Origin of the sequence: Psychrobacter sp. PSP (assembly GCF_024085615.1) — a bacterium.
GTDB lineage: Bacteria > Pseudomonadota > Gammaproteobacteria > Pseudomonadales > Moraxellaceae > Psychrobacter > Psychrobacter pacificensis.
This window is the reverse complement of the sequence record NZ_JABLTF010000015.1, coordinates 102,758-118,844: the sequence shown is the minus strand read 5'-3', so window position 1 is coordinate 118,844 and position 16,087 is coordinate 102,758. Positions and strand designations below refer to the sequence as shown.

Genomic DNA, 16,087 nt, shown 5'->3' with positions numbered 1-16,087 from the left:
AAAATACAATACTTGTAAAATATGGACGATTGTACAAGATAACTGGGCCAAAAAACTTGCTTGCTATATTGTCGCTAATTTGACCACTTTTAGCAAACAAGTTCAGTATGTCATTATGGCAGTGCTCGAGAAGAAGCGCTCACAAGACTGCTCAAGATGAATTGTTTATCGTGCTTTAAGCGCCTGGTGTGGTATTTTTTATCCACGCTAAAATGTCTTGGTAAACCGTTTGATTGTCTGTTTCGTGCAATACTTCATGGCGCATATTGGGATACAGTTGAATGTCAACGTGGTTAAATTTTTGTTTATGTAGGCGTTTGACCACGCGGCGAATACCGCGTCCCATGTTACCAATAGGATCATCTTCACCGCTGATAAATAGCATTGGGAAGTTTTTGGCAATGGTGGTAGCCCAGCCTTTGTTTAGTCCAGTATCCATCAAAGTAAATAATGTCATAAAGCCATTATTGGTAAAGTCAAAACCAGTCTTTGGATCAGCTTCATAGGCTTCAATATTTGCAGTATTTTCACTCAACCAAGCAAACTTCGATGATGCGGTGCGATCCTTTAGTTGACTGTTCAACACCTTATTCATGGTATTGGCAAGGACGGTGTTCGGCTGTCTAGGTGCTACTTTTGCCAATACTTTATTAATAGGTAGCAAAACTTTGGTCAATGGATTGACGTCTGCTGAACCCATCAATATCGCGCCTGCAAAATTATGCGCATGATGCTTAAGTACGTTACGCACGATAAACGAGCCCATGGAGTGGCCCATCAAAAAATGCGGTACATCGGGGTGACGTACTTTTAGGCTATCTGCCATGACAATCACATCTTTTAGCAGCGACTGCACGGGATGCTCTTCACCAAAAAACCCTAAATCTGCTTTGGTTTTGATGGTTTGACCATGACCAAGATGATCATAGGTTGCGACAGCGATGCCATTGTCCGCCAAGAACTGTGCAAAATCTGCATAGCGACCACTGTGCTCTGCCATCCCATGCACAATCAATAGCGTCGCGCTGATGGCAACATTTTTGTCACTTGGCTCAAAAAAGTTGTGGTGTAAGTAGTGAGTGTTGTCGGAGGAGAGAATGTTATCATTACTGGTATCGAGAGTGTTACTCATATAAGCTTCCTTGACAGGTTTTAATGGTCTATAGTCAATCCACTATAAAAGCGTTACAGCGTTAACCTTGCTTGAAGTATGACAGATACATCTGCACTCGATTGCCTTGTACCGCTCTTAAATTGGATCAACTATATATTTTTTATGGATCGTTATTTCAAAAATGTCGATCAGTTAGGTGGCGTCGTTATGATTTTATTTTACTAGGCGCTGATTGGTCGAGCATTTTACCTTATTTTTTTGTGTTACGTGACAGGGTAATGAAATCTATATTTGCTAGCACCATTTAACGACAAAAATGAATGTGATCAATATTCTCTACGCCATTTTTAAGTGGGATTGACTATACTAACTACTCCTATCCATTATAAATCTCGTAATTGCTCGATTAGCCAGCGGTGAATGCCACTGTCATTGGTACGTGGATGCCAAGCGGCTATTATCTTAAAGGTAGGCGGTAGGGCTTCTACTTTAAGCGTTTTAACTTTACTGTTTGGCAGTAGTCGCGCGGGATAAAAGGCAATCATGTCAGTGGTATGCAAAATATCTGGCACAGCTGAAAAGCTAGGCACTGACATCACAATGTTTCGCTTAAGCCCTTTTTCGGCAAACCACTGATCATGAGAACCGCGCAAGTTGGCACGCGAAGGCGATACCACCAGCTGCGGGTGTGCTGCAATTTGTGCCAGTGTTAACACCTTTGTTGCGAACTCGTTTTTATAACCTGTAATGCATAAATGTTGTTCTTCAAACAAAGTGACATAAGATAAATTATCAGGGATAAACTCTGGAAAGGTAAGTAGTAAATCAAGTTCGCCTGCCGCAATAAGCTGATTGATATTGTCTGAGGCAAAATCTCGCACTATCAATTTTAAGTTAGGCGCTTCACGGCGCGTTAGATTAAACAACTGCGGTAATAATGCCTGCGTCGCATAATCGGTCACACTAATCGTAAAAACACCTTTATAGGTTTGCGGCATAAACACATCCGGCTCCAAGAGCACCTCTAACTGTCTTAATAGACCTCTTGCAAAAGTCATAATTTAAGCTCGGAATTAATGATACCAGCAAACAGCTTCATTCTAAGATCATAGCGCTGACGACGGTTGCGATATTTATGAGCCACGATTTTAAACAACTTGGGGATGGTCTCTTCAAGTCCTCACTAGCGCACCGATCATAGATAGAATATCTATGGTAAGTACATCATGAAGTACACTGTGGCTATCTCAGCAAGTTGAAACCTTAATACCATTAGCTCACAGCCAAAGATTCAAGTCCTCACTAGGGTACTGTATCCTTTTCACTCTATAAAATCCATAAAACGCCAAACCCAGTAATAAAAGAATGCTATAAATATAATAAAACCCGTATTCATATACGTATTCATACCCTTTATAGTGTCTAAAGTCCCCTGATAAGTGATTACCTCATTAATTTCAGCTTCGACATCTTCCACATTAAGACTTACCATCTGTCTAATTCCATTATGAAACCCTAGAAAATCTTTCTGTATATACCACCCTATCACGGCTTTTTTACCTTCAATAGGTTCTAAATATTTTTTGCCAAAACAAGAGGAGTCAGTGTCAAAAGCTGAATAGCTGCACCCATATACTTCTTTACGGTTAAGGTCATTGAGATCTAATAACATAAAAATGTGATTTCCCTCACCAACATTCAAACTACCTACAATACCTTCACTATAATTAAGCTCAGACTCTAAAGGGAAGTCTCTACCTTGCCAACTCAGTATTGCCCAAGCTATTAGCGATATCCAAGTTAATAGCAGAATGACTATTTGAACTTTTCTAGTTAATGTTAATACTTTGAATTGCTTCAGTCGTCTTGTTAAGTGTCTCACTCAGTATCAAGCCCTTTTACCAAATCTGCCATTAAATCCTTATCCGTTTGTCTGCTCAAAAAATCCAACAGATTATCGGCTGTATATTCCCTTAAACCGTCTAATGAATCCTTCTCTAAAGCATCTACAAGAACAGCACCCAGTAGTATTTTTTGCTGTGTTAGCTTCTTATCTAATTTCTGTTTTTCTTCTAAATCACCACTATCCAGCAAGCTCATATTTTCCCTTAAACTAGCAAATCTATTTATTCCGATAACCAAGCTCATTTTAAAAGATTTTAATGTAAGAAACTTAACTCAAAATAGATAGCTTTTCATCTGTAATGAGCATCATATGAATAAAAAACCGTAGTAGCGGTGAGTATTGCCATTTGTTCATCTGCTCTCTATGGTCTTGACTAGCAATACCGATATGGAGAGCATTTTTCGACTCATTAGATTGCTGCTTAATGTCTTGATAGTCAGTAGATGACATAGTTTCCATCAACAAATCTTCGTTGCTGCTCATCAGCCAATGTTTCAAAGGCAGCAGTTTCTTACCAATGTCAATGAAACGCTGCAACTCTTTCTCATCTCTTTTTCCAAATGGTAGGTATGCTCGGCTACTAGAGAGTTTTTCACGACATATCTCAATAAACCAAGTCCAATCAGTCTCTGATTTTTCTCGTAGACGATAGGCATTACTTAACAAAAACGATAGCAACCTTAAATCACTTTGGTATTGAATGTTCAGTGGACTCAGTACGGAATTCTTTGAATCTGATAGCTTAACAAAGCGAGGTTTGCCGCGTTTGGTAGTGATAGCGGCAACCTCGCTCGCACGTTCTATTAGAACCTTTGCATCGTGAATAGAGATATTTGCTAACTGGGCTGCTTTACTTAAAGGCATCTCTTTATCATAGGTCTGTAGTAGCAGTTGTACTCGGTTTAGACCATAACGACCAAACAGCTCATTAGTGACTGGCGTATTGGTACTCAAGAGGAGTTTCTTATCACAGTTTTCGACCGTAAACTTCGGTGACTTGCGTTTGCCTTCTATAATATTTTTAAATAAAAGTGTACGAATACTAGGTATACTGACGCTACTATTACTAACAGTTGCATTATTCTCCTTAAGCTTTTTGTTCGTAAAACCTGTTACGTTATACAGCGTACGTTCTGGCAATGTTATATCTGCTTTACTAAGCGCATAGGTCGCCATCAGCGTGGCAAAATGGTTGTAATACTCAAAGCTCCGCTCAGGCGATAAGTGCCCCATAATACCTGATAGAGCGTACCAGCGATCTTGTGCATTGATATGCTCCCCGAGTAGGCCTTCTTTTATACGCAATACGTCGCTTTCGTCATAATCGGTGAGTGCTTCTACGAGATCTGAATGGCCTACTAGCGCTAAAGATAGGTTGCTCACTGCCGTATGCCTAAACCCATGAAAAGTATGCTCTGCTACATTATCATCTACCGATATGTCTTTTAAGACTCGTTTGAGTAACTGCAACGGAACATGGTCATCAATAGGGCGCTGATCCGATGATAAGGTAAAGATAAATTTGTTTGAACTGTCGCCAATATTACTCTGCACAAAATTAATAAAAAAATTCAGCTCATTAGGTTTGAGGAGAGCAAATAAGGGAACGCGGCGAATACTACTTTGAGTCTTAGTTGGACGGTAGCTATTGGGCCTTATCACCACTGATGGTACAGCTGTTTTTAAGCCTTCGATGTCATTATACTTAAGACCCAACAGCTCTTTTTTGCGCATCCCAGTACGATAGACTAAGATAAATAAAAGCGCGAACATCTCCCGCTCCAATATATCTACAGAACCCAGTATCTGCGTAATAATGGCTTGGTACGCTTGCGGTGATATCAGCTCCGCACGTACACGCCGACCATTTTTGGACTGCTGGAAGTTCACGGAGGGTAGGTTGTATTTGCTCTTAGCAAAGTTGTGCATACTCTTTAATAAATTGGCAGAGTATCCAATGTCAGTATTGTTTCGTACGACAGCTTTGTATTCTAAGATGTCTTCATAGAGCTCTTCAAACTCTTCCTCTGACCAAATATCAAGCGGCTGAGCCGTTGTGAAATATAACCATTCATAGCCTATGGTTCTAATATATTTCAAAATAGACTCATTGCTAAGCGATTTTGATTCTTTTCGATTGAGTAAATTCAACACCCAATCTAATAAAATTTTTTCACTTAAGTCATCGTATTGCTTATAACGTTTTTGTACTCTTTCAATAAGAGTAGGCGGCTTTTTGCTGGTTTTTTTCTTTTTCTGTTTTTCATCCGTTTTGAAGTCTTTAGTCAGATTCATAATTAAATCAGACTTTCTAACCTCTATCTTTTTGGTAGAACTACTACTAGATGTCTCGTTTTGATTAACAGAGCTTTTGCTGATAGACAGCGTCAAAATATGTTCTAGATTATACGGCTCCTCTTTATACTGATATTTTTGGTTCAAGAACCGACCAAAGTCTTGCGTACTTAATCCTGCAGTATTATGCATACCTCGCAGCACCCCAACTGAAGCATGGTCGATACTAGCGTCATCGAAATCCTCCCAGTAATAACTGGCGTAATATAAAAACCTTGAAAAGGGAAGTGGTTTAATACCTAAAGGCTTGATCACGTCAGACAAAGCCACGGTCAAGTATCGCTTTATCTTATCTTCTGACAGCTTGGCAATGATATGTGTGGTTTCTGCTTGACTGCTGTTTTTATGATAACGCATCAGCCAACACTGACTGACCACATCTACAATGATTTGCTTGGTGTTATAAAGCTTGTCACTACCTTCTTCGCGCTCGTTACCAAAGTGCTTTTGTACAAAACGCGGCGAGACCATTATCCTTTCTTTGATGAATGGCTGATATTCTTTGGTGAGCAATGAGATAAGCCACCCTTGAAGCATTTGTACCTCGTTGATGCCGCCATACACAATTCCTGAGAATATCAGCCAGCCTATAATCTGCTCTTGGCTGTAATTGGTGTTCTGCTCCCAATGATGCTCTACTGCGCGAATAATTTTGACCAGCGCCTTACCGTCTTTTAACCAAGCTGTATTTGTAATTAGTGGATTGATTTTAGTAGGCTGTGGCGCGATTATCTTAGGATAGTGATGCTCAGCAAGCATATAGTGCTTATTTTGATAGTCAATGAACTTGACGATGATTTGCCAAACATGTTTGAGTGTTCTAGATGACTCGTAAGCTTTTGCTATTTTATTTTCAATGATTGACTGAAACTCATCAAATCCCTCTTGGGACAATGGCTCCAATTGCCTGTAAAGCTCTATCTGAAACTGGCTTAAAGATTGACTCCAAGATAGCCATGACAAATCAAAATAATCGCTAGAGCTTGGCGAAAATGAAAAGATGCGCTCATTGGGCCAAAGCGCTTGTTGGTAGTATTTATTAAAAGACTGTATGAATCCGATACTTCCAGGATGAACCCTTTTCAACGACTCCCATTCGGTTTGTAAGTCGGCGAGTAGCTTTATCTCACGTGTCCTTGCCGTGTCACTGTCTTTGAGTATAGATGGGTAAGGCACGTAGCGCTTTTTTCTACCATCAAACTTTGCTAAGTCATCAATAATTTTTGGCAGCTTTATTTCATTTATTAGCATGATCAACCTCTGCAGTGCTTGTGCCGACATGATTTGAATTAGGATAATGATTGATTGTGATATCTGATAACCCAAGCTGTGCTGCGATCTGTTCAAACACGGACGCTACACGCTTAATATCTGCTTTACTACTTGATGAGAAACGTCCCAATACTTCTTGACGAGCTTTTTCATGACCAATAACTGTGTTAATCAGCGATAAGGAAACGCCAAGATTTTCAAGCTGCGTACGAACAAAGTGGCGTGTCCAATAGGGGTTGGCGTCAATGATGTGTTTGGTCATATGATAAGCATCGCCACGCTTAATGTCTTTAAGAGTAGGGGAGTTAGCACTAGGAGCTCGTTCATACAACAGCTTTAATAGTGTTTCATCATTACCCAAACGGATATTGTCAATGATAGCGCTGATGTCATGATAACCTTGATGCTTTGCCTGATAATTAATCAAATACGCTCTATAGTCTGTTAGATGGCGTATCAGTGTCGGGCATAGCGGAATGAGACGATCACTTTTGACCTTCTTAACAGGCTTGTCATTGATGAGCAGCCAACCCATATCAAGATCAATATCGTACATTCTGCCAAGACCGTTGTTTGGTCGCACGCCGGTTAAAAGGCAAAAGACAAACCATACAAAAATACTGGTTCTGTTAAAGTGCTCCTCATCGTTTGAACTTTGATCGGTCCAGTACTTCATCTCATTTATGATGTCGCAAACTGTTTCAATCTTCAACGCAAACCCTGACCCCACCGTATATTTATGCCAGGCGGAGATATAAGTCAGGTCAAAATTACTATTGCTATTAAATATGTTCAGTGCTGATTTATAGTGAGCCATAAGTGCTTCGCTAGTGTGGCTACTATAGTACATCGCAGGAGCATGGGACGCAGGCGTGCGACAGATGATATCGGCGATATGCGCATGGCAATTAGGTGTATAACGAGAGAGCACGACATGTAGTGCGGTCTCTATACGATTGACGGACAGGTACGGCAATCCAAGGCTGCTACGCAAGGCGGCAAGATAAGCCGTAAAATCTTCTTTTGACGGCAACTCGCAAGCAAGTAAATCATCTATAAGCCATGATGGTAGTGGAACTTTGATGGTATCAGAAGTATTTTCATAATCCTTTTCGGGCAATGTTTGGCTTGTCGATCTTTTAGTAATACCTAAACTGTGTTCAATGTAGTATTTTTTACCTTTGATTTTGAAAATATTAGGATGACCGATATAGCCGGGTATTAGTAAGGATTTAACTGGCAACCCAGTAATCATAGATAACAATAAAATACCAGCACAGGTTTTATCAGTCTCTGTTTCTGGTAAGGTGCTTGCATCTTGGTTGAGCGCAGCAAATAACGCTTGGTAGCCGGCAAGGGAGAGTAAGCGCGTGTTAGAGTTAAGCGCGAGATTGCGCTGAGACATATAGTTTTGCTGTAGCGATAAATCTATAGTTTGGAGCGGTATAGAGTATTTGATTAACGGGTTTGGATATTCGCCATAGCTGACATAGGGTGCCTCATGGTGATCAATACGCTCTTCAAAGCTAGTAGTTAGATCTTCATAGGTTTCTGTATTAGGGTCTAAAAATGCAAGATCTATGGCGATAGCACTGTGTTCTATATCGTCACGTGTGCTACCCCATGCATCATTGCTGGACGTAGTATTCCAGTTATGCCTAGTTGCAGTGGTGTCTACAGGATATTTTGATGTGTTATCTGCTAGGTTGATAGCTTTAACTTTAATGTTCTTAGGTAGCTTTTTACGCTTAGGTTTTGGCTTCTGTGGCACGTGCGCGTGTTGATAGGCAGTCGTTATTTTCTCTATTTGGCTCAGTTTATCTTTTGCCACTTTCTTTTCTTCGGCATGAGTAGCTTGCTTATCATTTAACAATTCATATGCACTTTTTTGCTGCTCTAATAGATCAGTGAAAATGGTGAGTATGCTTTCCAAACTCATGGTCATTTGAGGTAAATCAGGTAGTTCACGCCAAATCCATGTTCGTCTAGAAGATCTTGAAAACTGCGCCTGTTTAAATTGCATCAGTATATTTTTGGTGTGTTGTTTTGTACTATGCTGCATCAGTATCACACTGGTGTGCATTGCTATGGCTAGCCAAATTAACCGTTTCTGTAGGTAGTCATGCTGATGTTCATTGATAGAATGTTGCATGAGAATAAGCAATTGCATGATGAGTGGTTTTTTTGCTAATTCTGATCTACTAATAGTCATAGAAAGCCGAGGAACTGGCCTTCTTTGTAATACCTGTAATATTAATCTTAGTAGATTTTGGGGATTATCATCTGGCTGGCTATAGCTATTGTGTACTGCTAAAGTGATCTCAGATATGGCAGTCGATACTGCTTCTGGATATATAAAATTCTGGTCATTATCAATTTTTTTAATGATTTCTGTTAATGCTGGCGTATCAAGCCATTCTAGCTCTTCATGAGCATTCTCAGTCATAAAACACCCTCAGAAGGTCGCTTGTAATAGGTTTGCTCACTTATATTTATAAGCCGACAAAATGTAGTAATAGCAAAAATATTTTTGCCAAATAATTTTTGGTTTATCTCTTGATCCAAGATCTCGTTTAGCTGCGTGTAAATGAGCTTGATATCTATTTCTTTATTGTATTTTGCGATGAGATCAATAAGCTCGTAAAAACTGATGTCGAAATTAAACTGATCTTTTGGGATATATCTCACAGACACTTTTTGTCCGAGTACATTAAAATCAACATCAGGACTTTTGATCAAGTGAAAAAGCTCAAAATTATTGACTAAAAACCATCTTTTGTCTTCTTTGATAAATAATGTGGTTTTAGTCCAAGCAGCGCTATGCTTAAGTTTAAAGGCTTCACTAATGAAGGGTCTGATATGACAGGTATAAAGATTATATAGTTCAAGAACGCCTTCAAATATGAGCACAGGAGTTGTCTGCAGCTTGGCAACTGTTAATGATTTTGATGGATTCATAAACACTCCACTAAGATAATGATCTAATGTGGTCGATATGCTTCATTTATTGACCTCTACTCTTATCTTACTATTACTTGCTATCAATTAGATCCCACCTCGTCAACTAGACGACAATACGTGACGCATCATTTTACTTTTAGAGTTACTTATAGAAGAGCAATGATAATTTGCTCTGAAGCGCTTTAGAAATGAGCTAGAGTTAGCAAGCACGTGGATAGGGTAGACAGAGTGGAATTCTAGGACAACGGCTTACGGATCTTAGATAGAGATTTACCAGTGTGCTGCTTAAATATTAGGATCAAGAGCTTATATGACATGGATGCAGATTGATATCTGATCTTAGGACATAAAAAGAATTTTTTATTATTTCTCACCTCTTAAACCGCCTAACACTACTCACCACCACCCCAAACAGCTCAAGCGAGCCTTTCACCACGATATCTGCATAGTTCTCATTGTGAGCTCGTAAGATAATATGCTCACCGAGTATCAGCTGCTTGGCGGTAAAGCCGTCATCGACTAGTGCAATCACGATATCTTTATTCCTAGCGCTTAATGAGCGATCTACAATCAAGATATCATTGGGGTAGATACCCATATCGATCATGCTATCGCCTTCGACTTCTACCAAGTAGGTTGTCGTTGGACTGTGAATAAGCAGTGTGTTTAGATCAATGCGGTTTTGCACATAGTCCGTCGCTGGGCTTGGAAAGCCTGCTTTGACTCTATCGCTATAAAGCGAGAGCAATACCGTCTCACCTTCATCGGTGAGCCTTCCTATTATCTTAACCGTCATTGAGTCCACCTCTGGTTTAATCTACTTTGGGTATTTGGTTAATATTCGTGGTATAGCAAGGCGATAGCATATCCCGGCTCATTTGCCATGACTGCTTGTCTTTGATGCCTTCGCTTGCGATAAACACAGCAGACTGCTGATTACTGTTTTGACCATATCTTTTATTAAGCTGATCCATAACGGCAATAACCTCTGCGCTCTTTGAGGTACTTTGTTGGTTGGTTTGATTGTCGCTACTATCGTCTGCAAACAAGTCAGGCTGAACCTCATCATGCGGGCAGATATCAAAGAGCATAACGCCTGCTTTAGCGTAGCGAACATCTTTTTTAAATATTTGCGTCAGTATTTGCCGAGCAGCGGCTACCATCACTCTAGTATCAGCGGTTGGGGTTATAAACTGACATTGTCCGGATATAGAGGTATAACTCTCTGTTTGACTAAACGAGCTATTCTTAGCAAAGACGCTTAAGTAATGACAAACACTGTCTTGTTTGCGCAGCTTGCTTGCCGCTTTTGCCGCATGACTACAGACCGCTTGGCTCAGCTCATCAGGGCAAGTAATACGAGAGGAGAAAGAACGAGAAGAGATGATCTGCTTCTTAGCCTCTACCGCCTCAATACCAAGACAGCTTTGACCATTAAGCTCTAAGCAGGTGCGCTCGAGTACCACCCCGAAGTGCTGCCTTATTTTCGCAGGCTCACAGACGGCGAGCTGATAGACCGTATGAATACCCATCTTATTGAGTCTGACCTTGTAACGACGACCCACGCCCCATACCTCACCGACATCGGTGATCTGCATGATACGTCTGATCCATCGAAGATTATCTAGCACGCAGACGCCTTTAGTAGCGGGGTGCTTTTTAGCAGCATAATTGGCAAGCTTTGCCATGGTCTTAGTACTGCCCATACCCACACATACTGGAATGCCGGTGTACTGCTCAACGATGCTTTTGAGCTTACGCCCATAGCTATCAAGATCAGTCATCGCAGTAGGATAATCGGCTAAGTATAAAAAGGCTTCATCTATAGAATAGACTTCAACGGTAGGACACAGTTTCTCGAGGGTGCTCATGACTCTGTGAGACATATCAGCATATAAAGTGTAGTTTGAACTAAAGACGGTAACGTCGTTCTTCTCGCAGAACTCTTTAACCTGAAAGTACGGCACACCCATCTTGATACCGAGCTGTTTTGCCTCACTGGAGCGAGCGACCACGCAGCCATCATTGTTAGACAGTACGACCACTGCCTTACCTCTTAGATCAGGGCGAAAGAGCTTCTCACAGTTGGCATAGAAGCTATTGCAATCAACAAGCGCATACATGGCTGTCTCAGTAGATGGATGGCATAAAGAAAGGCATATCCAATCACGAGTATTTACGTGATTAGAGATGCCTTTGATTGTAGAGACAGCGTGCTTGAAAATTCAAGAGCGAATAAAGGGTAGACGACGATGGTTGTCGTGAGGGTTTAAGGAGACATAGTAGTTTCAATCCACGCACCCGTGATGGGTGCGACGTCGATCACATCCTACCGCATCGCGGCAACCAGGTTTCAATCCACGCACCCGTGATGGGTGCGAAACGCAAAGATGATTAATAAAGGCTTGGCGTTAGTTTCAATCCACGCACCCGTAATGGGTGCGAACAGCTCACCAGTACGGGTCGCGGCGAATATGGCGTTTCAATCCACGCACCCGTGATGGGTGCGAAATTCTTAGATTCATTACCGTTCGTCATTATGATGTTTCAATCCACGCACCCGTGATGGGTGCGAAGATGTTTCCTGCGATAGCGACTGCATGGCTGTGTTTCAATCCACGCACCCGTGATGGGTGCGAATAGGTAGTGAATTAGATTCACCATCTAATGGTGTTTCAATCCACGCACCCGTGATGGGTGCGAATACGTACAACCGTGCAACACGCAGCAATGCAGGGTTTCAATCCACGCACCCGTGATGGGTGCGAACATCCGCTTACCTTTCACAAAATGCGGATTAGTGTTTCAATCCACGCACCCGTGATGGGTGCGAAAGTTTTGGTAGTCCAGACTATCGCTATACTGAGTTTCAATCCACGCACCCGTGATGGGTGCGAACATCCGCTTACCTTTCACAAAATGCGGATTAGTGTTTCAATCCACGCACCCGTGATGGGTGCGAAACCTTTCCAGTAGTCGGGCATTTCTACTTCTGGTTTCAATCCACGCACCCGTGATGGGTGCGAATTGGACGAGCGCTATTACGGCCTACAACTTGCCAGCGTTTCAATCCACGCACCCGTGATGGGTGCGAACATAATCATTAACCAGTAGCGGCGCGGCTCATCGTTTCAATCCACGCACCCGTGATGGGTGCGAACTTAACTGGTACTTCGTAAGTTTTACCACCTGCGTTTCAATCCACGCACCCGTGATGGGTGCGAAGTCTATCAGTGCTGATTGTCTAAAACTTTCGTGTTTCAATCCACGCACCCGTGATGGGTGCGAATAAAGTCTTTAAATGGGTTAAAACGGCGTTCTAATGTTTCAATCCACGCACCCGTGATGGGTGCGAAGCGAAGCCTTCGCCCAAAGATTGGCAGGACCTTATGGACGTTTCAATCCACGCACCCGTGATGGGTGCGAACCCTCAGTAGTTGGTAGCTCAGGCGTACTAGCAGTTTCAATCCACGCACCCGTGATGGGTGCGAAGACCAACGCCAAATTAAACTTAGAAACTGGAGGTTTCAATCCACGCACCCGTGATGGGTGCGAATGAAGGTGGTAGTGTTGCTGTGAGTTTTGGTTTTGTTTCAATCCACGCACCCGTGATGGGTGCGAAGGTCTGTCAGTATCAAATCAACACTACCATCAGGTTTCAATCCACGCACCCGTGATGGGTGCGAAGCTACGGCGCTATGGCAGTAAGTCATATCACCCCTGTTTCAATCCACGCACCCGTGATGGGTGCGAAGTAGTATTGATACCTTAGTTGCAACAACTGATGAGTTTCAATCCACGCACCCGTGATGGGTGCGAAAGTAAGTCTGTAGCGCCTGCTTTGGTAGCGGCTGGTGTTTCAATCCACGCACCCGTGATGGGTGCGAACAGGCAAGCCTAAGCATATCAAGACAGAAGAAGTTTCAATCCACGCACCCGTGATGGGTGCGAAACAGTCAATCATTTAAAGGCGGTTTTGGTGTTTGGTTTCAATCCACGCACCCGTGATGGGTGCGAAAATGGTCACGGACAAAGAAGGAGTGTAGGCCATGTTTCAATCCACGCACCCGTGATGGGTGCGAATCGTACCAAGCTCAAGCTCAACCTCACAAGGCAAAGTTTCAATCCACGCACCCGTGATGGGTGCGAAAATCCATCTGATTGACCAAAAATCAATCAGATGGTTTCAATCCACGCACCCGTGATGGGTGCGAAAAGCCATGCCAAAACAAGCCGGTTGCTGGCAAGTTTCAATCCACGCACCCGTGATGGGTGCGAACGCAGACGTTTGGCCCTATTAACTGGGATACAGGTTTCAATCCACGCACCCGTGATGGGTGCGAACATCGGCGGTCTAGGCGGACTCATGAGCGATAAAGTTTCAATCCACGCACCCGTGATGGGTGCGAAATAGCAACAAGCAAGAGCATCAAGCAGCGCTGGTTTCAATCCACGCACCCGTGATGGGTGCGAAGATGCAACCTCAAAGATTGCGACGCTAGAGCTTGTTTCAATCCACGCACCCGTGATGGGTGCGAAGTCGCCGCCCGGTACTGTTAAATTTACTAATTGCTTGTTTCAATCCACGCACCCGTGATGGGTGCGAAACCGTCCTTAATGGGCGGTTTTTTTGTGCCTGCGTTTCAATCCACGCACCCGTGATGGGTGCGAACTCATGAGGAGCTATGTCAGGCCAAAGAACCAGAGGTTTCAATCCACGCACCCGTGATGGGTGCGAATGAGTACGACGAAACATTGATTGAGCAAGCAAAAGTTTCAATCCACGCACCCGTGATGGGTGCGAATTAAACGGTCAAGATCGGTGGATAAGATACTACGTTTCAATCCACGCACCCGTGATGGGTGCGAATGGTTTCTTTGCGCTTGGCCAAACCCCGACCGTGTTTCAATCCACGCACCCGTGATGGGTGCGAAGGTATGCGTGACATTATCATGCCGTCAATCACTGTTTCAATCCACGCACCCGTGATGGGTGCGAAATAGGTATCTCGAAACAGAGTCGGAGAGCATTGTTTCAATCCACGCACCCGTGATGGGTGCGAAATTAAAAAGACTCGACTTGGTGAGCCGGACAAGTTTCAATCCACGCACCCGTGATGGGTGCGAAAAAGTTCCGTTTACCCATACTGAGTATTTTGAAGTTTCAATCCACGCACCCGTGATGGGTGCGAAGCTACAAAATCATTCCAATTTTCTTGTTCAATGTTTCAATCCACGCACCCGTGATGGGTGCGAATGGCACAGCTACGGGCGAAGAGCACGCTGTCTCAGTTTCAATCCACGCACCCGTGATGGGTGCGAAACGGCGAAACAGGGACGGCGAAGCTGCTATTTGTTTCAATCCACGCACCCGTGATGGGTGCGAACTTATATGATGGGCTTTGACATTGAAGGCGCATTGTTTCAATCCACGCACCCGTGATGGGTGCGAAGACAAAGTAATGTTTGATTTTTCAACCGTCTGGTTTCAATCCACGCACCCGTGATGGGTGCGAAATACAGATTCCAGACGTAAGGACATGTTAGCGGTTTCAATCCACGCACCCGTGATGGGTGCGAATTATCTTTAGCTGATGCTCGCAAGAAACGTGCTGTTTCAATCCACGCACCCGTGATGGGTGCGAAAAGGTAGCTTTGCCACGCTCAACGATTTACGAGTTTCAATCCACGCACCCGTGATGGGTGCGAAGGTTGATGCTAAAAGAGGCTGAGCGCATGATTGTTTCAATCCACGCACCCGTGATGGGTGCGAAAAGTAATCAAACGATAGACCTTAACGCTAACGTGTTTCAATCCACGCACCCGTGATGGGTGCGAATGCTTGATTAAGTGTATTCAGTGGTCGGACTCGTTTCAATCCACGCACCCGTGATGGGTGCGAAATACTCGCTAAAACTGTCTTCGCGGATTGAGTGTTTCAATCCACGCACCCGTGATGGGTGCGAATAAACACTGGATTACCTGCGCCGTCGTCACCAATAGTTTCAATCCACGCACCCGTGATGGGTGCGAACGTAGTGGTATCACTGTCTATCAATCAGACAACCGTTTCAATCCACGCACCCGTGATGGGTGCGAACCTTGAGCTGGCAATTGAACTTCAATGTAGTAGGTTTCAATCCACGCACCCGTGATGGGTGCGAACCACCAATGGCGCACTAAATAGACCTGCCAATAGCGTTTCAATCCACGCACCCGTGATGGGTGCGAATAGGCGCCACGCTGCTTTGCGGCGACTCGTACTGTTTCAATCCACGCACCCGTGATGGGTGCGAAAGCTGATTAGGCGCTTTTGCCATCGGTACGATTTGTTTCAATCCACGCACCCGTGATGGGTGCGAAAGAAGATGACGAGCCTGAACCTGCTAACGAGCAGGTTTCAATCCACGCACCCGTGATGGGTGCGAAGTTGGTCGGCAGTCGTCACGATGCGGTCAAAAGTTTCAATCCACGCACCC

At 43.3% G+C, this 16,087-nt stretch carries 9 protein-coding genes, 1 pseudogene and 1 CRISPR repeat array (1 of these 11 only partly in view); all 10 genes and pseudogenes read right to left on the bottom strand.

What is annotated here, in order from left to right:
- Positions 1-175: 175 nt before the first annotated feature.
- The 10 genes and pseudogenes from HL061_RS04410 to HL061_RS04365 all read right to left on the bottom strand — a co-directional run bounded on the left by HL061_RS04410 (position 176) and on the right by HL061_RS04365 (position 11,731).
- A complete protein-coding gene (locus HL061_RS04410; protein WP_252962553.1) occupies positions 176-1,132 on the bottom strand; it encodes an alpha/beta fold hydrolase in 957 nt (318 codons plus the stop codon).
- Between the two features lie 365 nt (positions 1,133-1,497).
- A complete protein-coding gene (locus tag HL061_RS04405; RefSeq protein WP_240366177.1) occupies positions 1,498-2,172 on the bottom strand; it encodes a LysR substrate-binding domain-containing protein in 675 nt (224 codons plus the stop codon).
- A pseudogene (locus HL061_RS04400) lies at positions 2,169-2,273 on the bottom strand (IS5/IS1182 family transposase); the annotation flags it as partial. The pseudogene HL061_RS04400 and the gene HL061_RS04405, both read right to left, overlap by 4 nt.
- 162 nt (positions 2,274-2,435) lie before the next feature.
- Positions 2,436-2,996, bottom strand: a complete 561-nt coding sequence (locus HL061_RS04395; RefSeq protein ID WP_071002015.1) for a hypothetical protein — start codon at positions 2,994-2,996, stop codon at positions 2,436-2,438.
- The gene (locus HL061_RS04390; protein ID WP_071002014.1) at positions 2,993-3,214 is read right to left on the bottom strand and encodes a hypothetical protein; all 222 of its coding nucleotides are present in this window, start codon (positions 3,212-3,214) and stop codon (positions 2,993-2,995) included. Before HL061_RS04390 ends, HL061_RS04395 begins: the two co-directional genes overlap by 4 nt.
- Positions 3,215-3,287: 73 nt before the next feature.
- Positions 3,288-6,626, bottom strand: a complete 3,339-nt coding sequence (locus HL061_RS04385) for a tyrosine-type recombinase/integrase (RefSeq protein ID WP_252962552.1) — start codon at positions 6,624-6,626, stop codon at positions 3,288-3,290.
- Entirely contained in the window at positions 6,613-9,093 is a 2,481-nt protein-coding gene (locus HL061_RS04380) for a hypothetical protein (RefSeq protein WP_071002012.1), read from the bottom strand. Before HL061_RS04380 ends, HL061_RS04385 begins: the two co-directional genes overlap by 14 nt.
- The gene (locus HL061_RS04375; RefSeq protein WP_071002011.1) at positions 9,090-9,605 is read right to left on the bottom strand and encodes a hypothetical protein; all 516 of its coding nucleotides are present in this window, start codon (positions 9,603-9,605) and stop codon (positions 9,090-9,092) included. The genes HL061_RS04380 and HL061_RS04375 overlap by 4 nt, the downstream gene beginning before the upstream one ends.
- Positions 9,606-9,978: 373 nt before the next feature.
- A complete protein-coding gene (gene umuD / locus HL061_RS04370; RefSeq protein ID WP_025645154.1) occupies positions 9,979-10,404 on the bottom strand; it encodes a translesion error-prone DNA polymerase V autoproteolytic subunit in 426 nt (141 codons plus the stop codon).
- Positions 10,405-10,420: 16 nt separating this feature from the next.
- Positions 10,421-11,731, bottom strand: a complete 1,311-nt coding sequence (locus HL061_RS04365; RefSeq protein ID WP_071002010.1) for a Y-family DNA polymerase — start codon at positions 11,729-11,731, stop codon at positions 10,421-10,423.
- Between the two features lie 162 nt (positions 11,732-11,893).
- A CRISPR array of direct repeats spans positions 11,894-16,087; the repeat unit is 32 nt; unit sequence GTTTCAATCCACGCACCCGTGATGGGTGCGAA (it continues 6,976 nt past the right edge of the window).

Bases quoted from the DNA above. Each gene is read 5' to 3' on its own strand.
- HL061_RS04410 (WP_252962553.1), bottom strand. From the start codon at position 1,132: ATGAGTAACACTCTCGATACCAGTAATGATAACATTCTCTCCTCCGAC.
- HL061_RS04405 (WP_240366177.1), bottom strand. From the start codon at position 2,172: ATGACTTTTGCAAGAGGTCTATTAAGACAGTTAGAGGTGCTCTTGGAG.
- HL061_RS04390 (WP_071002014.1), bottom strand. From the start codon at position 3,214: ATGAGCTTGCTGGATAGTGGTGATTTAGAAGAAAAACAGAAATTAGAT.
- HL061_RS04385 (WP_252962552.1), bottom strand. From the start codon at position 6,626: ATGCTAATAAATGAAATAAAGCTGCCAAAAATTATTGATGACTTAGCA.
- HL061_RS04380 (WP_071002012.1), bottom strand. From the start codon at position 9,093: ATGACTGAGAATGCTCATGAAGAGCTAGAATGGCTTGATACGCCAGCA.
- HL061_RS04375 (WP_071002011.1), bottom strand. From the start codon at position 9,605: ATGAATCCATCAAAATCATTAACAGTTGCCAAGCTGCAGACAACTCCT.
- umuD (WP_025645154.1), bottom strand. From the start codon at position 10,404: ATGACGGTTAAGATAATAGGAAGGCTCACCGATGAAGGTGAGACGGTA.
- HL061_RS04365 (WP_071002010.1), bottom strand. From the start codon at position 11,731: ATGTATGCGCTTGTTGATTGCAATAGCTTCTATGCCAACTGTGAGAAG.